The 20864-nt window shown below is 42.7% G+C and carries 24 protein-coding genes and 1 pseudogene; 9 read left to right on the top strand and 16 right to left on the bottom strand.

The window, feature by feature from the left end:
- Positions 1-7: 7 nt before the first annotated feature.
- From AC4CV5_RS15195 to cdaS, 5 genes are all read right to left on the bottom strand, one after another.
- Positions 8-898, bottom strand: a complete 891-nt coding sequence (locus AC4CV5_RS15195; protein ID WP_222142999.1) for an AAA family ATPase — start codon at positions 896-898, stop codon at positions 8-10.
- Between the two features lie 87 nt (positions 899-985).
- Positions 986-1576, bottom strand: coding sequence for a superoxide dismutase family protein (locus tag AC4CV5_RS15190; protein ID WP_166852112.1), 591 nt, complete (start codon positions 1574-1576; stop codon positions 986-988).
- A gap of 93 nt (positions 1577-1669) precedes the next feature.
- The gene (cwlS, locus tag AC4CV5_RS15185) at positions 1670-2905 is read right to left on the bottom strand and encodes a D-gamma-glutamyl-meso-diaminopimelic acid endopeptidase CwlS (protein ID WP_222143000.1); all 1236 of its coding nucleotides are present in this window, start codon (positions 2903-2905) and stop codon (positions 1670-1672) included.
- 382 nt (positions 2906-3287) lie between these two features.
- On the bottom strand, positions 3288-4505 hold the full coding sequence (locus tag AC4CV5_RS15180) for a macrolide family glycosyltransferase (protein ID WP_456520269.1): 1218 nt from the start codon (positions 4503-4505) through the stop codon (positions 3288-3290).
- Positions 4506-4739: 234 nt separating this feature from the next.
- A complete protein-coding gene (gene cdaS / locus AC4CV5_RS15175; protein ID WP_166852103.1) occupies positions 4740-5354 on the bottom strand; it encodes a cyclic di-AMP synthase CdaS in 615 nt (204 codons plus the stop codon).
- A gap of 275 nt (positions 5355-5629) precedes the next feature.
- Here cdaS and AC4CV5_RS15170 point away from each other — a divergent pair, with 275 nt between their 5' ends.
- Together AC4CV5_RS15170 and rsbRC are read left to right on the top strand one after the other, a co-directional pair.
- Positions 5630-6988, top strand: coding sequence for an MATE family efflux transporter (locus AC4CV5_RS15170; protein ID WP_166852100.1), 1359 nt, complete (start codon positions 5630-5632; stop codon positions 6986-6988).
- Positions 6989-7002: 14 nt separating this feature from the next.
- Positions 7003-7851 (top strand): RsbT co-antagonist RsbRC, encoded by an 849-nt coding sequence (gene rsbRC / locus AC4CV5_RS15165; protein WP_222143002.1) that lies wholly within the window; start codon positions 7003-7005, stop codon positions 7849-7851.
- A 26-nt stretch (positions 7852-7877) separates the two neighbouring features.
- On the opposite strand, the gene bshB2 is transcribed toward rsbRC, so the two are convergent.
- From bshB2 to rarD, 4 genes are all read right to left on the bottom strand, one after another.
- The gene (gene bshB2 / locus AC4CV5_RS15160; protein ID WP_003220099.1) at positions 7878-8543 is read right to left on the bottom strand and encodes a bacillithiol biosynthesis deacetylase BshB2; all 666 of its coding nucleotides are present in this window, start codon (positions 8541-8543) and stop codon (positions 7878-7880) included.
- An 18-nt stretch (positions 8544-8561) separates the two neighbouring features.
- The gene (locus AC4CV5_RS15155) at positions 8562-8912 is read right to left on the bottom strand and encodes a YojF family protein (RefSeq protein ID WP_003220097.1); all 351 of its coding nucleotides are present in this window, start codon (positions 8910-8912) and stop codon (positions 8562-8564) included.
- Complete coding sequence (locus AC4CV5_RS15150) at positions 8909-9187, bottom strand: hypothetical protein (protein WP_166852094.1); 279 nt, start codon at positions 9185-9187, stop codon at positions 8909-8911. Before AC4CV5_RS15150 ends, AC4CV5_RS15155 begins: the two co-directional genes overlap by 4 nt.
- A 75-nt stretch (positions 9188-9262) precedes the next feature.
- Entirely contained in the window at positions 9263-10159 is an 897-nt protein-coding gene (gene rarD, locus AC4CV5_RS15145) for an EamA family transporter RarD (protein WP_166852091.1), read from the bottom strand.
- A 98-nt stretch (positions 10160-10257) separates the two neighbouring features.
- Here rarD and AC4CV5_RS15140 point away from each other — a divergent pair, with 98 nt between their 5' ends.
- Complete coding sequence (locus AC4CV5_RS15140) at positions 10258-10719, top strand: Hsp20/alpha crystallin family protein (RefSeq protein ID WP_166852087.1); 462 nt, start codon at positions 10258-10260, stop codon at positions 10717-10719.
- 32 nt (positions 10720-10751) lie between these two features.
- Here the strand turns inward: AC4CV5_RS15140 and AC4CV5_RS15135 are convergent, their stop codons facing one another.
- Together AC4CV5_RS15135 and AC4CV5_RS15130 are read right to left on the bottom strand one after the other, a co-directional pair.
- Positions 10752-10988, bottom strand: coding sequence for a hypothetical protein (locus AC4CV5_RS15135; protein WP_166852085.1), 237 nt, complete (start codon positions 10986-10988; stop codon positions 10752-10754).
- An 85-nt stretch (positions 10989-11073) separates the two neighbouring features.
- Positions 11074-12408 carry a gluconate:H+ symporter gene (locus tag AC4CV5_RS15130; protein WP_222143004.1) on the bottom strand — a complete coding sequence of 445 codons (1335 nt, stop codon included), beginning with the start codon at positions 12406-12408 and terminating at the stop codon, positions 11074-11076.
- A gap of 353 nt (positions 12409-12761) precedes the next feature.
- Between AC4CV5_RS15130 and AC4CV5_RS15125 the strand changes: the two genes are divergently transcribed.
- Positions 12762-13151 carry a tautomerase family protein gene (locus tag AC4CV5_RS15125; RefSeq protein ID WP_166852079.1) on the top strand — a complete coding sequence of 130 codons (390 nt, stop codon included), beginning with the start codon at positions 12762-12764 and terminating at the stop codon, positions 13149-13151.
- Between the two features lie 57 nt (positions 13152-13208).
- On the opposite strand, the gene AC4CV5_RS15120 is transcribed toward AC4CV5_RS15125, so the two are convergent.
- Positions 13209-13475: a hypothetical protein gene (locus AC4CV5_RS15120; RefSeq protein ID WP_312857238.1), complete on the bottom strand. Its 267-nt coding sequence runs from the start codon at positions 13473-13475 to the stop codon at positions 13209-13211.
- Between the two features lie 173 nt (positions 13476-13648).
- Positions 13649-13987, bottom strand: coding sequence for a transcriptional regulator YodB (yodB, locus tag AC4CV5_RS15115; RefSeq protein WP_088679220.1), 339 nt, complete (start codon positions 13985-13987; stop codon positions 13649-13651).
- A 129-nt stretch (positions 13988-14116) separates the two neighbouring features.
- Between yodB and AC4CV5_RS15110 the strand changes: the two genes are divergently transcribed.
- A complete protein-coding gene (locus AC4CV5_RS15110) occupies positions 14117-14725 on the top strand; it encodes a nitroreductase family protein (RefSeq protein WP_166852076.1) in 609 nt (202 codons plus the stop codon).
- 42 nt (positions 14726-14767) lie between these two features.
- On the opposite strand, the gene AC4CV5_RS15105 is transcribed toward AC4CV5_RS15110, so the two are convergent.
- Positions 14768-15370, bottom strand: coding sequence for an alpha/beta hydrolase (locus AC4CV5_RS15105; protein ID WP_222143005.1), 603 nt, complete (start codon positions 15368-15370; stop codon positions 14768-14770).
- 15 nt (positions 15371-15385) lie between these two features.
- Positions 15386-16296: pseudogene (locus AC4CV5_RS15100) on the bottom strand (ring-cleaving dioxygenase).
- A 183-nt stretch (positions 16297-16479) separates the two neighbouring features.
- Here AC4CV5_RS15100 and AC4CV5_RS15095 point away from each other — a divergent pair.
- A complete protein-coding gene (locus tag AC4CV5_RS15095; RefSeq protein ID WP_166852067.1) occupies positions 16480-16680 on the top strand; it encodes a DUF3311 domain-containing protein in 201 nt (66 codons plus the stop codon).
- Complete coding sequence (locus AC4CV5_RS15090; RefSeq protein WP_326221775.1) at positions 16680-18170, top strand: sodium:solute symporter family protein; 1491 nt, start codon at positions 16680-16682, stop codon at positions 18168-18170. The genes AC4CV5_RS15095 and AC4CV5_RS15090 overlap by 1 nt, the downstream gene beginning before the upstream one ends.
- Positions 18171-18201: 31 nt before the next feature.
- On the opposite strand, the gene ctpA is transcribed toward AC4CV5_RS15090, so the two are convergent.
- Positions 18202-19602, bottom strand: a complete 1401-nt coding sequence (gene ctpA / locus AC4CV5_RS15085) for a carboxy-terminal processing protease CtpA (protein WP_490923118.1) — start codon at positions 19600-19602, stop codon at positions 18202-18204.
- A gap of 152 nt (positions 19603-19754) precedes the next feature.
- Here ctpA and AC4CV5_RS15080 point away from each other — a divergent pair, with 152 nt between their 5' ends.
- Entirely contained in the window at positions 19755-20456 is a 702-nt protein-coding gene (locus AC4CV5_RS15080) for a class I SAM-dependent methyltransferase (RefSeq protein WP_166852058.1), read from the top strand.
- 87 nt (positions 20457-20543) lie between these two features.
- Positions 20544-20795 carry a hypothetical protein gene (locus tag AC4CV5_RS15075; protein WP_166852056.1) on the top strand — a complete coding sequence of 84 codons (252 nt, stop codon included), beginning with the start codon at positions 20544-20546 and terminating at the stop codon, positions 20793-20795.
- The last annotated feature ends 69 nt before the right edge of the window (positions 20796-20864 follow it).

The following is a 20864-nucleotide window of genomic DNA, read 5'->3' as shown; positions in this document are numbered from 1 at the left end:
AGCTCCCTCATTCAAACAGAGTTTCTGCGATATTTCGGACGGCCGCCTTTTCCCGGTCATCATCAAGCTTCTCTACAATTCCCCGCTCGATGGCACGACGCGGCGGAATATAAGCGGCTAAATCACATGTATCGATTAAAGCTCTGATGGATGCCGCTTCTTCAGACACCTGTCCGTTATTGGCCTGAACGATCAGGTCGGAGGAAAGTGTGATAAACCGGTCAATCAATTTCTCATCTTGCAGGGCTGACTGAGACATGAGCACTTGTTTCAGCAGCTCGCCTTTAATATAAGGCACATCGATGATGACAAAACGGTTTTTCAATGCTTCATTCAGCGGAACAGTCCCGACATAGCCTTCATTGATGGCCGCAATGACTCCAAAGCCGCCTTTAGCCCGAATGACCTCGCCTGTAAACGGATTTGTCATCATTTTTCTGTAATCTAATACACCGTTTAAAATAGGCAGTGTTTCCGGCTTTGCCATATTAATTTCATCTATATAAAGAAAATGGCCTTCTTTCATAGCTTTTGTGACAGGCCCTGAAACAAACTCGATCGTCGCCTGGCCAGATTGATTTTCAATCGTTTTATAGCCGACCAGAGCTTCTGCGTCCAAGTCAACTGAACAGTTGACACTGTGCATCGGTTTATGAAAATAGCTGGACAGTGTTTCTGCCAGCTTTGTTTTTCCCGAGCCTGTAGGCCCTTTCAGCAGGACATTTTTTCCCATGGCTAATGCGATTATAGCGTCGAATAAAATCGCTTCATCCTCCGCCTCATAGCCTGACGTCCCGATGAGCGACTGGAACTCTGGGGAAATCGGCTGATCTTGATATGATAATAGCTTTTGTTGTATATCTTCCGGCAATGTTAAGTGCTGTAATTGAGTTGTCATAGACAGGTTCCCTTTCCTATTCGTATTCCATTAACGAGTATACTAAAAAAGCCCCTGTATGCTCAATACAAAAGGGCTTGGATGATTTTACTGCTTCTCGTTATTGCCGGAAAGGGCTCCGCAGACGATACGCGCACCTGAATTACCGCTTGGATTCGTCAAATAATCGTCGGCATGTTCATGAATAATAAACGCACTACCGTCCTGGTCGAGAATATTTAGTTTACTTCCTTTTTTCAGTGAGGTGTCCGGCGCATTCATAATGACATCTACTTTTCCATCAGCACCGACCTCAAGGTTCGGCAGATCTCCGGCATGATGCCCCATCGGATTGTTGAAGCCGTGTTCTTTGTTCAGCGGATTAAAGTGACCTCCTGCTGATTCGAAATCCGGCCTGACACATGAACCTTTCTCATGGATATGAAAACCGAGTGAAGCGCCGGGACGCAGGCTCTTTGCGGAAATATGAATGTCGAGTCCTTCGTCTTCTGATTCTTTGATTTCTATAAAACCGACAACTTTGCCTTCACGATTAACCAGCTGGACATGATGACCAAACGCTGACGTTTCAACTGCCTCTTTTTCCGGTACCCGCTTAGGAGGATCATGAGGGTTTTTTTGTCCGCATCCCGCAGCTCCCAGTGCCGTCACCATCATCAACAGCAAGAGACGGTACATACTGTCTCCCCCTTGTTTTTTCTAACAGTGTGGTCAATCATTGTCTGATATAAACAAAAAAGCCTATAAAAAGGCTTTTTGTCATACTCATTTTTAAAAATAGCTTCTTGCGCCCAAGTAGCGCTGTTTCCAATATGAATTGCTGAGATTGGAAATGTCGACGCCCGAAGAGCTTGCATGAATAAAGTCTCCGCCGCCAAGATATATCCCCATGTGAGACGGGCCGGATTTATATGTGGTAAAGAATACAAAGTCTCCAACTGACGGCTGGCTGACTTTTTGCATGACATTCCAATATCCTGCCGTACTCAATCTCGATATCGATGATACATTATTAATGAGGTAATAAATGAAGCCGCTGCAATCAAAACCAGCAGGCGTGTTTCCGCCCCAGCGGTATGGTACCCCGACATATTTTTTCGCTTCTGTTATCATTCTGTCAATCTTCGAACCTATTTGAATGTTTGATCCTGAGTTGTCCTTTGGCTTTGTCTGATTTGAATTGTTAGACTTTGTTGTTCCCGAAATGGTCAGCACCTGTCCGATTTGCAAGACATCAGATGATAAATTGTTTTTATCTCGGATGCTTTGCACAGTGACTCCGAGCTGATTCGCGATTTTCCACAGCGAATCTCCTGCTTTCACCTTGTATGTAGTTGTTTTTGAGGAATTAGAGTTTGACGGCTTCTTGGAACCGCTGTTTCCGCTCTTGGGTGAGCTGCTTCCTTTTATTTTGAGTACCTGTTTAGGATAAAGCGTATCTGATGTTAAACCATTTAAGGTTTTCAATTCAGCTACAGTCATATTTAAGCTGTTTGCGATTTTCCACAGTGAGTCACCAAGCTTAACCGTGTATGTACTTTTCGAAGAGCCTGAAGAATTGGAACCGCTGTTCTTCTTCGATCCGTTTGAACCGCTTGAATTGCTTGTCCCTTTGATCGTAAGCTTTTGTCCGGGACGAATTAGGTCGCTGGTCAGGCTGTTTAAGCTTTTAAGCTCAGAAACACTCATTTTATGATTTTTAGCAATCATCCATAGCGAATCACCATATGCAACTGTATATGTTGACGTTTTGTTTGAGTTTGATGAGGATGTCGTGCTTTTTTTGCTGCTTTCAGGAATCTTAAGGCTTTGTCCGACATAAAGAACCGTTGATTTCAATTTGTTTTCGGATTTCAGAGCTGATATTGTCGTATCATATTGGCGGGAAAGCTTCCAAAGAGAGTCACCGCTTTTTACTTTTATCGTTTTTGCTTCCGCGGGTGCTGTGGCCATCGATGACCCGACAACTGCGGAAACAGCCAAGCCGGCTACAATCTTCTTTTTCATTCATTCAACCTCCTAAACTGTTTATAGCGCAAAAAACAGCTAGTATTTTATTTCCAAAAATAGCACACATCAGTTTTATCGTCACTTTTTCAGCAAGTTACACCCTTTTCAAACTTTTGGCAGCAATTTCAGCATCGTTCGACCTTTAAACCTTCAAATAAACACCTAACATTTTACATAACCTGCATATGTTTTTCGAAAGTCTAAGGAACTATTTAAGCGGGGGCAAAAATGATGGTTTTCTATTGATGAACGAAGCAGATTTTCCTCCTTTCTTGTCTGTTTTTCTTATCAATTCTCTATTGGCGTGTCAAATCCCTTCCTCTGCTTTCTTACGAAAATGCCAAAATGCCTGTCCTTTTGATAAGAACAGGCTTTTATACTATGCGTTGGCTGATTGAGTTTTGTGTTTTACAACTTCAAGAATGCTGTCGGCCGCTTTTTTAGAGCCGCCTGCCGCTTTCAGTGATTGTCCAATGTCTTTCGCCTTTTCAGCAAATACAGGATTGTTCATTACTTCTTGAATCGTTTCTTTTAGAAGGCTTTCAGATAATTGTTCTTTTTTCAGCACTTTTCCTGCGCCGATTTTTTCTACTTGATTTCCGACGGCAAATTGGTCAGCTCCCATCGGAATGACTACGAGCGGGGTTTCAAAATACAAACCTTCACTTGTGCTGTTCATTCCGCCGTGGGTCACAAATAAGCTGGCTCTTTTTAGAATTTCAAGCTGAGGGACATACGGGCGTACAATGAAATTCTCCGGAATGTCGTTTAACTCACTTGCTTTAATTTGTTTGCCAATGGAAAGCACAACTTTACCGTCAAAGTCTTTACACACCTCGAGACATTGATTAAAAAACTGCTTTTGATTGTTAAAAATCGTTCCCATCGAAATAAACAGCACATTTTCATTGTCAATCTGATCAAATGGGAAATCGCTGTTTCCGGCTCTTTCTGTAATGGAAGGGCCGACAAATACATACCGTTCACCGAATTGCTCAGCCATTGGCTGAAATTCCCTTGATGTGAAGACAATCGTCAAGTCCCCATCTGAAGACAAAACATCAAATGGCTTCTTGATCTCTGTTTGAAAATCAGCATTTAATGTTTTTACAAGCTGCTGGTAAGAATCATAATGAGGTGAATCTTCAATTGATCCTTTCATGTAAGCCCCCATCATTTCCTTTACAAATTCCTCATTCATTGCAAAGGTTGTACACAATGAAAACCTCGGCAGCTTCAGCAGGTTGGCAATGATTTTACCTGCCAAAAGATGGTGATCATATATGACATAATCATACGATTCATGTTTGACTTCATCATAAATATGTGTCGCAATATCCTTACAGCCTTTCAAAAAGGCGCAGATCAATTCTGCGAAATCTCTTTCTTCATCTCCGGTTGCGTTTTTTCCGAAGTAATCTTCCCGAAAATCATGGTACTCACGAAACTCAATATCAAGAGCTGCAATTTTTTCTTTGTATTCCTTCACTGCGTAGTAGGTAATATGTTCTCCCCGTGATTTCAGTTCCTTCATTACACCGATAGACGGATTAATATGCCCTTCACCGGGAAAACCGATCATTAATACATGAGCCATGCAGAAACACCCTTCCTTTAAAATTTATGTAATATTTTATACGGTACTATAAATACATAATCAGGTAAAGTATTTAACTTAATTAATATTCATATAATATAACTTTTCTACCAGTTTATATTTCCTGTCTTCAAGACAAAAAGCATTCAGCTTGAAGTGAATGCTTAAAAAAAGGTCCGAATTCAGTCGTTTTGTCTCATGATAGGATTCATTATCAGGCCCTTTTATTTATTTTTACGTTCTTGGCGAAATTAACGGATATAAAACACCGTCTTTTGCAAACGACATCTTCCCTGTCTCCTCTGAAACAACGAGCACAAGCGCATCCGTATACCCCGACATTCCAAGGGCAGCGCGGTGCCTGGTTCCCAAATGGACATCCACTTCCTTTGTTGTCAGCGGAAGGACATTGGCTGCTGAGACAAGTTTATTTTCCCTTACCAATAATGCGCCGTCATGTAGAGGATTTCCGGGGAAAAAGATGCTCTCAATTAATGAAGCGCTGATCTCCGCATGAAGGGATGTTCCTTTTTGAATAAAATGTTCAACAGGGTCCGCTCTTTCAATCACAATTAAAGCACCATGCTTATGTTCCGATAGGGTTTTAATTGCCTTGGCAAGCTCGATAAATGCCGGCGTAAATTCCTCAATGTATGATTGCAAATAAAAGGATGATGCGATGCCTTGCATGTCCTGAAAAATGTGCCCCAATTCATCCAATTCACAAAGAAGGCACTGGTCTTTATCGTGAAGCGTTTTTAAGATTAGCGACACATCACCTAATATTTGCTCTAAATACACTTGTATTTTTCCCTTAAATGCATTTTCGGATATCTGTTCATAACGCATAGACCTTCAACTCCTTTTCAAATTTCCAACTTTTCACGCATGCTAATCTTATTGATGCACATTCTATTGGTAAAGGAGGGATGTAAAGAATGGAAATCGAAAGAATCATTCAGTATGTTTGCACCTTTTTAGGCGTGATTTCGCTTTCTTTTATTTATGCCCAAATGTTTAGAAAAACGAAACCGACAAAAAAAGAATAGGTTCGGCGTTCATTGCTTTTTATACATAAAATGTTATAATTTCTCTCGTTATGAAAAAGAAACGGAGATCAATGTATGAAAGAAACTCGAAACGCCAGGCAAAAGATCAAACAGCTTTTACACATTTTAATTCCGATATTAATTACCCAGGCGGGACTTTCTCTTATGACTTTTTTAGATACAGTGATGTCAGGGAAAGTCAGCCCCGCTGATTTAGCCGGTGTCGCCATTGGCTCAAGCCTTTGGACCCCTGTTTATACAGGACTTGCAGGTATATTAATGGCGGTCACCCCGATTGTCGCTCAGTTATTAGGCGCTGAAAAAAAACAGAAGATTCCCTTTACTGTTTTACAGGCAGTATACGTGGCCGCGCTTCTTAGCATCGCCGTTTTAGCGATTGGATATGCTGCAGTTGACCTTATTCTTGGCCGGTTGCACCTTGAGACTCACGTGCATCAGATTGCCAAACACTTTTTAGGCTTTTTGTCACTGGGAATTTTCCCTTTATTTGTTTACACCGTTTTGAGATCATTCATTGACTCATTAGGAAAAACGAGAGTCACAATGATGATTACACTCAGTTCACTTCCGATCAATTTTGCATTGAATTATGTATTCATCTTTGGGAAATTCGGAATGCCGGCACTTGGCGGCGTCGGTGCCGGTCTAGCGTCCGCGCTTACATATTGGTGTATCTGCATCATCAGTTTTTTCATTATTCATAAATCCTCGCCGTTTTCCGAATACGGGATTTTCCTTACAATGCATAAGTTCTCTTGGAAAGCATGCAAAAACATGCTCAAAATCGGGCTGCCTATTGGGTTCGCCGTATTTTTTGAAACGAGCATTTTTGCAGCTGTCACGCTCCTGATGAGCCATTTTAATACAGTGACCATCGCGTCCCACCAGGCAGCCATGAACTTTGCTTCACTTTTATATATGCTGCCGCTCAGCGTGTCCATGGCTTTAACAATTGTTGTCGGTTTTGAAGCCGGTGCAGCCCGTTTTAAGGATGCGCGCTCATATAGCTTAATTGGCATCATGATGGCGATCGGTTTTTCTTTGTTGACAGCAGCCTGTATCCTTTTATTCAGAGAGCAAATTGCCGGCATGTACACTTCTGACCCCGATGTGCTCCGCTTGACACAACACTTTTTAATTTATGCGCTGTTTTTTCAGCTATCCGATGCTGTTGCAGCACCGATCCAGGGAGCACTCAGGGGATACAAAGATGTGAACTATACGCTTGCGGCCGCATTTGTCTCTTACTGGGTCATTGGCCTTCCGGTCGGTTATGTGGTCGGTACGTTTACAAGCCTAGGCGCGTTTGGCTATTGGATTGGATTAATTGCAGGACTCGCCGCCGGAGCAGTTGGACTGTTTTTCAGGCTGGCTAAACTGCAAAAACGTTATTCGCAAAAACAATACATTTAAAAGAGGTGATCATCATGGCAAAAAATAAGGAATTATACGAATATCTTTCTCAGCATGCGGAGACCATCAGTTCAACATGGTATGAAACAATCGAGGAGACTGATCCGAATTCCATTTATGCGTCAACAGACCCTGCTGTTATTCACAATATAAAGAGCCAGAATCTTGCCTTCAATTATAAGATAAATCGCATTTTTATAGATGATGAGGAGGTATACCTGCCTATACTGAAAGAATGGGCCTTTGAAGTGACACAGGATCAAGAGCATTTAAAGACTCCCATCCACTATATTATCCGGGAGTTTGTTAGAGTAAGAGATTTATATGTTTCCTATGTGAAAGAATTTGTCCATCTCAATCAGGACACTGTGGGAGGCGAAGAAGCCGAAGACCTTTATCATTCCCTTATAAAAGCGTTTGATCTTGTGATCCATATTTTTATAGAAGAAATGTACAAAAACACAAGCCTTCAGCTTCAGGCACAAAAAGATATGATTACTGAATTGAGCGCGCCGGTCATCGTGCTGTTTCACAGCGTCGGACTGCTGCCTTTAATCGGAGATATTGATACAGTCCGTGCCAAACTGATTATGGAAAACACCCTGCATCAATGTGCGGAGAAAAAGGTGACACAACTGTATATTGATTTATCAGGAGTAGCTGTGATTGATACGATGGTTGCCCATCAGCTGTTCAGTTTGATTGAAGCGCTTCGTTTAATCGGCGTTTCTTCAACTTTGTCGGGAATCCGTCCAGAAATCGCGCAAACAGCGGTTCAGTTAGGGTTGTCTTTCGAAGATATTTCCTTGAGGTCCACCCTCGCTTCAGCGATTGCATCTGACTTGAAATTAAAAAAGGTATAAGGCTTAAAGGCCTTATACCTTTTTGATTAATCATTCCATTGATATGTCCAATATACTTCTTCCTCAAACCATGTTGCCATAACAGGTTCATTGTTTTTCAATTTTTCTTCAAGCTCTCTAAGCATGCCTTCTGTTTGAGTGCGGTGAGCTCTTAACGCATTCATTTTAATATCAGCTACTTCTTTAATATCCAGTACGACATCAGCTTCGCCGAGAACCTCTTCTCTGTTGCGTGTAATGGCCATGCAGAGCGTGCGCGGACGGTCTTCTTTCTTTTTGCGGTACAATGCACGAATAACCGCTTCCCCGCATGCATCATGGTCAGGGTGCACGCCGTGTCCAGGATAAAATGTGACAATTAAACTTGGTTTTACATCATCTATGATCTCTTCCATGATATCAGCTAAATACTCATCGTCTTCAAATTCGAGCGTTTTGTCACGGAGCCCAAGCATTCGAAGATCATTGATATCCATTTCCTTGCAAGCGTTAATAAGCTCTTGTTTTCTCAATAACGGCAATGTTTCCCGATTGGCAAAAAACGGATCCCCCATATTTCTGCCCATTTCACCTAAAGTGGCGCAGGCGTAAGTAACGGGAATGTCTTTTTTTCTGTTTAAGGCTATCAGGCCTGCCACTCCATATGATTCGTCATCAGGGTGAGGCAGGATTACAAGTACGTGTTCTTTCATTATTTTTCACCCTTTTCTTTAAACTGTGAACGGTTTTTCACTGATTTGCAGAGAAATAGCCAGTTTACCGCCCGGCAGGTGTCCCGCCATTAATAAACGGTTTTCTTCATCTATCGTGTATTCAGTCAAACCTTCAGCATAAATCCAGCCTTCTTCTGTTTTTAAGCCCACACGGTAAGGTCCGCTTCCTTTGATTTTTGCCTGATGATAGGTGACTTTTGCATTGCGGATGTATGCAACAACCGTCATGTTTTTTTCATTTAAGTGTGCTGAATAAGAACCGGTTGTGGTTTCTAAATGGATATATACAGGGCGGTCCGCATATCGTTCCAAAGATGCTTGCACATCTTCTTTTATGATTGCTTTCATGATTGCTCCCCTCTTTCTTCTTTTAGATGCTCTACACGTTCTGTATGTAATTTGACCAGCTGATATTTCACAGCCGGTTCGAGCTGTGAATTCACAATGCGCTGGATCGCGGCAAAATATTTTTCCAGCATCGGTTTTCGGAGCCTCGGATGTGTTCGTTTATCCAAAAGCTCAAGATCAATCGCCTCTGCTACCGCTTCCGCCTCATCACTTGCGAGAGATCTGTTGTTCCAAAGTGAGGCGTAGGCTTTTACTATCTCTTTATCATTGTCCATCGTCTTGCTCCTTTATGTCTTACATACATGAAATGATTATACATAATATATGCTTCAACTGAAAAGCCAAAGGCCTCAATGGCTTTTTGACGCCCGTTTCCACTTTACTTGTGAAAACGTAAACAAGAGCAGTGCAGCCCATATACAGCTGAATGTAAAAGCCTTCGAGCTTGAAAATGGCTCATGGTAAACAAACAGCCCGATCAGCAAGGTAATAGTCGGTGCAATATATTGCAAGATACCGACTTGATACAGCGGCAGCCGTTTCGCTCCTTCCGCAAACAATAATAGCGGCAAAGCCGTAAACACACCAGCAAAAAAGAGAAGCATCCACGTGCCCCCGCTTTCTGCACCCGCTGGCTGAACATGGCCGCTCAACAGCAAATATCCCAAAGCAATCGGCATAATCATGAATGTTTCCAGCGTTAAACCGATAGCGCTCGGCAGTCTTGTTCTTTTTTTGCTTAGCCCGTACAGCCCGAAGCTGAATGCGAGCAGAAGCGCTACATAAGGAATGGAGCCATATTGGAATGCTGAGATGATGACGCCGGCCGCCGCAATCGAAACCGCCACCAGTTGCAGGCGATTCAGTTTTTCCTTTAAAAATAAAATACCAAGTAGGACTGATACAAGCGGATTAATGTAATAGCCAAGACTGGCTTCAAGCAAAAATCCATGGTTGACCGCCCATATGTATACAAACCAGTTAATCGAAATCAAGATAGAAGCGAGAAATAAAGAAAGGATGCCTCCGTTCTTTTTCAAAGAGCGCAGCTCCTGCCACCCTGCTTTCCATTCCCGCAAGAAAAAAAGTACGATACACATAAAAACAAAAGACCATATAATGCGGTGAGCCAAAATATCAAGAGCCGGCAGCTGTTCGAGAAGCTTCCAATAGAGCGGAAACAGTCCCCACATGGTAAAGGAAACGGCTGTGTAAAGAACGCCTTTTTTTGTCTCTGAATATTGCATGTAAATCCCTGCCTTTCTTTAGAGCATCTTATATTATATCACGTGAAAGATCTGCCGGGCATATACTATTTTGTCCATGAAGAAAGGGTGTGATGACGATGTTTGAGTGGAACAAGTACTTTCCTTTCCACAATCAATTTTCCAAGGAAGCATTAAAAAAAGCTGATCCAAAAGAAGTTGAAACGTATGTAAATCGTGTGATGGAAAGTGTGTTCGGCAGTGACTATGCGGCTCAATTTCCTTTCCGCGATCCACTCCCCCAAAAAGAAAAGCCCGCCAAACCTGATGCCAAATCTGATATTGATACATTCGAAACAGCAGACCATGTGTTTGTAAAGGTACCAATCAATGAAGAGCAGCTGGAACAGGTGAGAATCAAACACACATCTCACGAATTATTGTTAGAAAACTTTCCAAACTCAGATCATCCAAAAAAAGTAAACCTTCCTTGTTTAGTCAAACGCAAAGGAACAAAAGCCGTCTATAAGGATGGCCTTCTGGAAGTCATGTTTCAGAAGCAGCAAGACTACAATATGTCCGAGGTAGAAATCATCCGATAAAAAACGGCCTGCACCGATGCAGGCCGTTTTTATTAATAGAAGCCGGGATAACCCCCGTATGGCGAGCCGGCACCAAAACCGTACGGTGCGCCTCCGTATCCGTAAGGGCCAGGCGGATAAGCATAGGGACGGGGATAGTTAAACAGAGCACTCCCGAGAAAACCGCCTAATAAACCACCGACTAAAGGAGCACCAAACAAGAAAGGATTACGCGCCGGGTATCCGGCTGGATCTGGGTTCCCGCGATAATACGAATGATGAGGGTACATGATTTTTCCTCCTTTATGTCTGCCTATACGTAAGGTATTCAACAAGGAAGAAAAACGATTGGGCTATGGACTGAATCTATGGGTGTTACATCACAAGCCCTGCCAATAACACACAGCCGAGCCCGGTTACTGAGAGAACTGTTGTAAGCAGCGTCCAAGTTTGAAATGTTTCTTTCATGCTCAAGCCGAAAAATTCCTTTACCATCCAAAATCCTGCATCATTCACATGACAAGCGATGACACTTCCCGCTCCGGTTGCCAGTACCATTAATGCCGGGTTTACACTGCCCGCCTGCATAAGCGGAGCTGCCATTCCCGCAGTGGTAAGCGCAGCCACGGTAGCAGAGCCCAAACATAGGCGCAGAACAGCAGCAATGATCCATGCAACAAGCAGCGGCGACATGTTTGTTTGACTGAAAAGATCAGCAACATAATCACCGACCCCGCCGTCAATCAGCACTTGTTTAAACGCCCCTCCCCCACCTATGATGAGCAGCATCATCGCGATTTGCGAAATTGATTCTGATAATGATTTGCTGATCTCCTTCATAGGTATTTTACGCGCATATCCCATCGTAAAGAGCGCAAGCAAAAGCGAAATTACCATTGCCGTCCCCGGTGTGCCGATAAATTCTATAATGTCTTTTCCTTTTGAATGTTCTTTCAATAATAAAGAAAAAACAGTCGCAATCGCCATAAAGATAACCGGAAATAAAGACGTGACAACACTGATCGCAAAGCCTGGTGTTTCATCCAGCTGAAATTCTTTCCTCGGCCCTAACGCCGATAAATTTCCGCGTTTTTGATACGCACCGGGAAACCGCTTCATTGCAAATTTATTGAATAAAGGCCCGGCAATCACAGTTGTCGGAACAGCGATGATGATTCCCAAAAGCAGCACCTGGCCAATATGGGCCCCGTATGCGACTGAGATGGCAGTTGGCGCAGGATGCGGAGGCAAAAATCCGTGAGTAACATTTAAGGCGGCTGCCATCGGGATTCCCAGATAGAGAAAAGGCATTTTTAATTCTTTCGCTATCGCATACACAATCGGAATCAACAGAACAAGACCGACTTCAAAAAACAGGGCAATGCCGATGATAAACGAGGCAATAACCACCGCGGCCTGTATTCGTTTCTTTTCGAATTTGTCAATCAGCGTAATGGCAATCCGATAGCCGCCCCCAGCATCTGAGACAAGCCTTCCGAGCATCGCGCCAAGTCCAAACACTAAAGCTAAATGCCCAAGCTGCCCGCCGATTCCCGCTTCAATTGAAAGAACAATTTTATTGATATCCATCCCAAGTCCGATGGCTACTAAAAATGAAACGACAATAAGTGAGACAAAGGTATTTAATTTTACTTTAATAATGAGAAATAACAGAATCAGTACTCCGACAGCAACGATAAAAATCGGCATGATACCCCTCCATATGTATTTTAAAAATGATACGATGACAATATTTCAGTACCTCAAAAAAGAAAACGCTTTCAACAATAACTAAAAACATCTTGGTTATATCATTGTCATCTCTTGGTTAACTAGTATATTCATACTAATCTCATTATCAATGACTGTCAATTGTTTTATGGATTTTTCACGATTGCCTATTGCCTACCTAAATGATTTTTAGTTATATGTTGATTAACTTTTGGTTATATGTTATGTTTTTTATCAAGTAAACAGCCACTCTTTTTATCTATCCATTGTCTGGAAGCAATCTAACGATGTGAAAACAGACGGATTACAACTTCTCAAGAGGAGGAATTCACATGCCATTATTACGTTTTGATTTAATTGAAGGCCGTGATGAAAAATCACTGCAATTGTTATTAGATACTGCCCACCAAGCGATGGTCGAAGCGTTTGGTGTTCCGAAAAGAGACCGTTATCAAATTGTCCATCAGCATCCGGAAAACGAACTAATGATCCAGGATACAGGATTAGGGTTTCAACGAAGCAAAGATCTAGTCATCATTAGTATGACAAGCAAAACTAGAACAGAAAGCCAAAAGAAAAAATTGTATGCCCTGCTGGCTGAAAAGCTAGAAGCAGAATGCGGTGTTTCCCCAGAAGACCTAATGGTTTCCATCACCGAGAATGGTGACGCAGACTGGAGTTTCGGTCTCGGTGAGGCGCAGTTTTTGAATGGAAAACTATAAAGTAATGAAACATAGTAAAAAAAGAGAGCTTCATCAGAGGCTCTCTCTTTTATTCTCTTATTTCTTTTTGATAAAAGCGGCAATCATCAGAACGAAAACTGCCAGCAAAACGAGGTATAACGGAGTGATCCAAATTTGGTGGATAGAGCCTGGATCTCCTTTTTTAAATCCAGTTTCGATGTCAATGTAATTCCAATGGAAGCTGACTGGGTTTTGGCCGTAACTATAAAATTCAGGCAGATAGAGTTCCGTTTTGCCGACTTGCATAACGAGATAAATGATGATCCCCATTAACAATAGGTTAGCTGCTAATAATTTTTTCACAGATTGACCCTTTCCTATTTTTGTATATTCGCTTCATATTAACATTACTTTTGCAAATCTGTAAAAGAAACGCCGGCTTAGACTCTTACTGGCGAATATAAAAAGTCATGTAAACGGTATGAACCCCCCTTACATGACTTTATCAAAGGCCCTTTCCCGGAACGCCTCTTTCCCTATTTCTCTTCTTCGCACACTGTGTCACCGGGCTCGCAAAATTGATCGGCCCATGCCTGCATCTCTTGGAATACAGTTTGAAGCGCTGTTCCTTTTTCAGTCAGCGTGTAGATGACTTTGACCGGCGTTTCAGGGAGAACCTGCCGTTCGACAATCTCGTTTTGTTCAAGCTCCTTAAGGCGCTCTGCCAGCATTTTTTGGCTGATCATCGGTATTGTTTCCGTTATCTCTTTAAACCGTTTCGGCCCATCCATAAGCACATGGATGATCAGACCGTTCCATCGTTTTCCCAGCAATGAGAAAGCGGATTCCATTTTAGGGCACATTGTATTTCCCACAAGTCCTCATCCCTTCATCTATTGATTGACATGTATTCAATGATCCATTACAATAATCTTTCAAGTTACATTTAGTAAGCTTCTAACTTTTCTATTATCATACCACGTTTATCCGAAGGAGGAAACACTATGACGAATACTCTGGATGTTTTAAAAGCACGTGCATCTGTAAAGGAATATGATACAAATGCTCCGATCTCTAAGGAGGAGCTGACTGAGCTATTGGACCTTGCGGCTAAAGCGCCTTCAGCTTGGAACCTTCAGCATTGGCATTTCACAGTATTCCACAGCGATGAATCAAAAGCGGCGCTTCTTCCTGTAGCGTATAACCAAAAACAAATCGTTGAGTCTTCTGCTGTTGTTGCTATTTTAGGCGATTTAAAAGCAAACGAAAATGGTGAAGAAGTTTACGCTGAATTAGCAAGCCAAGGCTATATTACAGATGAAATCAAACAAACATTGCTTGGCCAAATTAACGGCGCCTACCAAAGCGAGCAATTCGCACGTGATTCCGCTTTCTTAAATGCTTCTTTAGCCGCTATGCAGCTTATGATTGCCGCAAAAGCAAAGGGTTATGACACTTGCGCAATCGGCGGATTTAACAAAGAGCAGTTCCAAAAGCAATTTGATATCAGTGAGCGTTTTGTTCCGGTTATGCTTATTTCAATCGGAAAAGCAGTGAAACCTGCTCATCAAAGCAATCGCTTACCGCTTTCAAAAGTGTCAACTTGGCTGTAAGGATATGAAAAACCTTAGTCCGAAATACGGACTAAGGTTTTTTTATACAATCGCAGCTTTGTACCATTCACGAGCCTGTTCAGCTTCATGCTGAGTCAGCTGATGGTCCCCATCCTGCCAAAAAACGGAGGCTGATGCCCCGCTGTCACGTAAATAGCGGTGAAGCTCTTCTGATTCTTCCTTCGTGCAGAGAGGGTCGTATTTCCCGGCACCGATAAAAACAGGGAGTCCTGTCATATCAGGCAGCTGTATACCGCGAATCGGAACCATCGGATGATGCAGAATAGCCCCTTTTAGGACATCTTTATAATGGAAAAGCAGGCTTGCCGCAATATTTGCGCCGTTTGAATAACCGACCGCGATCACTCGGCTGCGGTCAAATTGATGCGTTTCAGCAGCCTCGTCGATAAAGTTTTTCAATTCTCTTGTCCGCTCCACGAGGTCCTTTTCATCAAAGACACCTTCACTCAGTCGTTTGAAAAATCGCGGCATTCCATTTTCAAGTACCGATCCTCTGACACCAAGCAAATGGGCATGAGGGTCTATAAACCGTCCCAATGAAAGCAAATCGTGTTCATTTCCTCCGGTGCCATGTAACAGCAAAAGTACGTTGTCAGATGTCCCTTTTTCATAAATATGCTTCATCGTAAAGTCCCCCTTTTAAAGTTCAGGCAAAATGTCTGTAATTTGCTGTTATGTTTCTCCAGCCATTTAGGCAGTTTTAATGAGGTTCCTAGCTCATCAAACGTTTCATCTGTCATAAAGCCAGGTTCATCTGTGGCGATTTCAAATAAGATACCGCCTTTCTCCCTGAAATAAACGGATGTAAAGTATTCTCTGTCAAGGATTTCTGACGAAGGAAGAAGGTTTTTCGCAATAATCGGCAGCCAATTCGCCTGTTCCTCTTTTGTTGTCCGAAACGCTACATGGTGTACCGTGCCATAACCTCCCACCCCTCTTTTTTCAGGGTGTAAATGTATGTCAATGACGCCGCCGATAGCCGCTGAGGATGTCAGTCTGATAATCTGGGCTTCTTCCGCCGCTTTAGTGTATCCAAAGCTTTCCGTTAACAATTGAATAGTCGCCTGCGGGTCATAGGAATACAGCAGCACGCCTTTCATTCCCGTAATCGCTTCATGTTTTGAAATGCCGTCAGGCGTCCACTCGCTTTTGCCGCTTTTCGCATCCTCAATGATCGCTAGCGGAAGGTCTTCCGTATCATCAAAAATAAGACCCTTTTCACCGAATAACGTTTTCTCCTCTAGGTTCAGCCCGTTTTTCTCAAGACGTTCCTTCCAAAAAGACATGGAGCCTTTAGGAACTGAAAAATAAACCCGGCCCGCTTGGCCTTTGCCCACCGTTCCCTGTCCGCTTCCTTGGAACGGGAAAAAGGTCATAATTGTACCGGGATCTCCAATTTGATTCCCAAAGTAAAAATGATACGTTCCTGGATCATCAAAGTTTACTGTTTTTTTAACAAGCCGCAGCCCGAGCACTTCTGTATAAAACCGCAAATTTTCTTGCGGATTTCTGGCGAATGCTGTGACATGGTGCAATCCTTCTGTTTTCATTTTCCCACTCCTACTTATCTCGAATTCAAGATATTTATTATTTTAAACCTTTATTGAAGAAGATGCAAACCATGTGTTTTGATTAAATAATTGAAAAAATCACTTTTTTCTAATAATTATCTTGTGATCTTTTCTTACAACTGCTATTATAGTGAGCATTATCATGATTCAGGAGGAAAGTAAATGGTTAAAAAAGCACTTATTGTTATTCTCATTCTTTTACCATTCGCTCAGCTTGCGCTATTGCCGCTTGTGAATCGAATTGAACCCATTATTTTCGGCCTTCCGTTTTTCCACTTTTGGCTGCTAATGTGGATTATCATTACGCCGTTATGCTCGTTTGGCATTTATCAGATGCAAAAAAAAGATGGAGGACTTGAATAATGCAAGGGAATCTGACTGCACTTCTCATTACAGCTATTATCGTTTTAACCGTTGTCTGTATCGGATTTCTCGCCGGAAGAGACAAATCCTCACGCGCCTCGGTGGAAGAATGGTCTGTCGGCGGCAGACGTTTTGGCGGTCTTCTCGTCTGGTTTTTAGTAGGCGCTGACCTCTATACGGCCTATACTTTCTTAGGGTTAACCAGTACTGCTTTTACAGGCGGAAGTGTAGCATTTTTTGCTATTCCTTATTCTGTCTTGGCCTACTTTATCGCCTACTTCTTCCTGCCGAAACTTTGGAAAGTTGCAAAAATTCATAAATTAACGACACTTGCAGATTATGCACGGGAACGTTTTGACAGTAAGCTTTTAGCAAGCCTTGTTGCCATCGTCGGTGTACTCATGCTTATACCGTACATATGTCTTCAGCTGAGCGGCATTCAAGATACGCTCCAAGTTGCCGGCACCGGGTATATTAACGTAAAATTCGTTGTGGTCATCTCATTTATTCTTGTTGCTCTTTACACATTCTTCAGCGGGATTAAAGGGCCTACATTTACGGCTATCATTAAAGACATCTTAGTATGGGTCATTATGCTGTTTATGGTGGTGTCCCTCCCTCTTATTCATTTTAACGGCTGGACGCCAATGATTGACACGTTAGTGAAGGAAGCGCCGCATATGCTGACGATACCGACAGAAGGGCCAAAAGGCATTCCTTGGTTTATCACAGCATCTATTGTTTCAGCACTGGCACTATTTATGTGGGCACATGCCGCTACAGGAGTTTTCACAGCGAAAAGCGCCGATGCAGTAAGAAAAAACAGTATGTTTTTGCCTCTTTATAATATTGTGTTAATTTTGGTCATTTTTCTTGGCTTTATCGCCTTTCTTGTCCTGCCGGAAGATACAAACCCAAGACTGGCGCTGCTGCATTTGATTCAAACATCTTATGGCGGCGTGACACAAGGTTTTGCATATGCCACTATTGCACTTGCTTCATTGATTCCTTGTTCCATCATGGCAATCGGGGCATCAAATTTATTCGCCAATAACCTATATCGGGATTTGATTCATCCGAATGTGTCTCAAAGCAAGCTGACCCTCATCACACGTTCAATGGTGTTTGTTGTCATCGGCCTTGCGCTTCTGTTTGGAATGCTGTTCCCGACTGCCTTAGTGACACTTCAGCTATTAGGTGTATCTGGCATGGTGCAAATCTTCCCGGCGATTGCTGTCAGTCTATTCTGGAAGCATCAAACCAAAGAAGCGACGGTTATCGGATTATTAGTCGGCCTTGCGGTAACGTTTATTGTATATGCCACTCAATCCGCACATGGCATTTATGAAGGGTTCTGGGGATTGGCCGCCAACATCATCGCGGTGGTTATTCTGAATCCGCTGTTCGTCAAAAAGGCAGGGTCCAATCCTGTCATTGAAGGTTTATTTGGTAAAAAACAAGACGCTAACTCGAATCAAAAGGGTGCATAAAAAAACCATACGCGGAAACCGCGTATGGTTTTTACATTTCTTTTTTCAGTGTTTCAATTGCTTTTTCCATTTGCGTATCATTATTTGACAGCTTCTTTTGAAGTTCTGTCATTAATTTCATTGTTGTATCGCCAGTCAGTACACCTGTTTCTTTCAGCTTCTCTTTTTTCTGGAACTGTTTAACCACAGATACAAAATCCTGGTCGTACGTACTGTTAACCTTTACCTTGTAGCCAAGTGCTTTGAACATTTGCTGAGCTACTTTGACGTTTGTGCCTGAATCACCTGATTTATACGTTTTATCCGCGTCCAAATACGGCAGCTTCGCGTAATCAGGCAGCTCTGCTTTCACTTGAGGCTTGATGCCTTTTTTGTGAATCCATTCACCGTCGGCAGTCAGCCATTTGGCGATTGTCAGTTTGACGGTAGAGCCATCTTCATATTCTTTTGCTGTTTGCACTGTGCCTTTGCCAAATGTCGTTTCGCCGATTAACGGTATGCCTGACGACTCATGAAGGGCAGCTGCCATAATTTCCGCGGCGCTGGCTGTGCCGTCATTTACTAAAACGACGGTCGGCTTGGTCACTTTTCGTTCTTTTTCGGCCTTCATAACTTCTTTTGAGCCGTTTTTGTATTCAACCTGCATGATGTTCTTACCCTTATCGATAAACAGGTTGCTCATCGTAATCGCCTGATCCATTAAGCCGCCCGGGTTGCTCCTCAAGTCTAAAATATAGCCTTTGGCGCCTTTTTTCTCTAAACTGTCAATCGCATCTGTCAGCTCTTTAGCAGTTGTTTCAGAGAAAGAAGTGATTTGGATTTCGCCGATGTTGTTGTCTTTCATCTCGGAATAGACGGTCTCTACAGGAATGGTATCGCGTTTAATGGAAAGATCGATATTTCCGACTCCCGCCCTGTTCAGCTCAAGCTTCACTTTTGTGCCCTTTTTGCCGCGGATTAAAGCGACGGCTTGATTTACATTCATGCCTTTAACGCTTTTCCCGTTCACCTTCAGGATTTGGTCCTTCGGTTTGATTCCGGCTTTTTCAGCAGGTGAACCTTTAATTGGCGACACAATAAGGATTTGACCGTCTTTCTCCTCTACTTGGGCTCCGATGCCTTCAAAGGATGCAGAAATCGTCTCGTCGAATGATTTTGCTTCCTCTTGATCCATGTATGTGGAATACGGATCATCCAGAGATTGAATCATTCCTTTAATTGCTCCGTCTACTAATTTGTCATCATCTGTTTTTTGGTAATAATCACTTTTGATTTGCTCATACGCTTTATTTAATTTGTCGAACTTGCTGTCTCCCGTGCTTGCTGATTTCTGGCCCAGGATACTGGAATTGCCCGTAATAAATAAAGTAAGCGCTGAAGCGACAACCGCAGTGATCAGCACAATCAAAAACAGTTTAAATTGCCGTTTCAATTAAACACCACCTTTTTCTTCTTACAATATTATCATGGACGAATACTTATTCGTCAACTCGGAGCAGAAATGAAAGAGAAACGCCCTTCTTTCGCATTTCATAAACCTATGTCTTTATACGACATATGATAAAGAAAAAGGAGGATTTGATATTGAGCCGATATTTAGAAATGCTGTCCTTATTCGGTGTCGCGGGCGCGCATCCAGGCGGGCTTGCTTTTTCAAAAGCGGTATTGCAAAAGGCTGCGCCCTCCCCGAATCAGCCGATACTTGATGCCGGATGCGGAACAGGCCAAACTGCGGCTTACTTAGGACATTTACTGTATCCTGTAACAGTCGTTGATAAAGATCCTATCATGCTTGAGAAAGCGAAAAAAAGATTTGCAAATGAAGGGCTTGCCATCCCTGCATATCAGGCGGAGCTGGAACACCTCCCCTTTTCTTCTGAGTCCTTTTCCTGCGTCCTGTCAGAATCGGTCCTCAGTTTTTCCCATCTCACATCCTCCCTTCAAGAAATTTCAAGAGTATTGAAGCCCGGCGGGATGCTGATTGGTATAGAAGCAGCTTTAAAAAAACCGATGCCCCCTGCAGAAAAAGAGCGAATGATGGATTTCTACGGTTTTACTTGCCTACATGAAGAAACCGAGTGGCATAAAATCTTAAAGTCTTATGGCTTTCAAAGTACTAAAGCGATAACACTTCTTCCGGACGACATGGAATTTGAGCCAACCACAGAAATGGATTTATCGCAAACGATTGCTCCTATTTATTACGATACGCTTCAAACACATTATGAACTCATGCAGATATATAGCGAGTATATGGGTCATTGTATCTTTATCGCGTATAAGTAAAACGGCGTATCGCCCCCTGTTTTCGTCCAACCTTTTTCTCCTATCTATCATATGCTGGTAGAAAGTCAGTTTAGGAGGGACACAATATTGGAAAGATATTACCATCTTTGCCGAAACCATCAAGGTAAAGTCGTCAGAATTACAGAGAGAGGCGGAAGAGTTCACGTCGGCAGAATTACCCGTGTCACAAGAGACAAAGTATATATAGCTCCGGCCGGCGCAGGGCCAAGAGGCTTCGGTTACGGATATTGGGGCGGTTATTGGGGATATGGAGCGGCTTACGGTATTTCCCTCGGTTTAATTACAGGAGTGGCTCTGGCTGGTTTATTCTTCTGGTAAGCATAGAATAACTATCTATTTAATGCTAGATTCACTAGACACAATGAAGCCCGCTTATCAATTGTAAGC

The organism is Bacillus sp. NS1, assembly GCF_058248265.1.
This window is presented reverse-complemented; position numbering and strand designations above follow the sequence as displayed.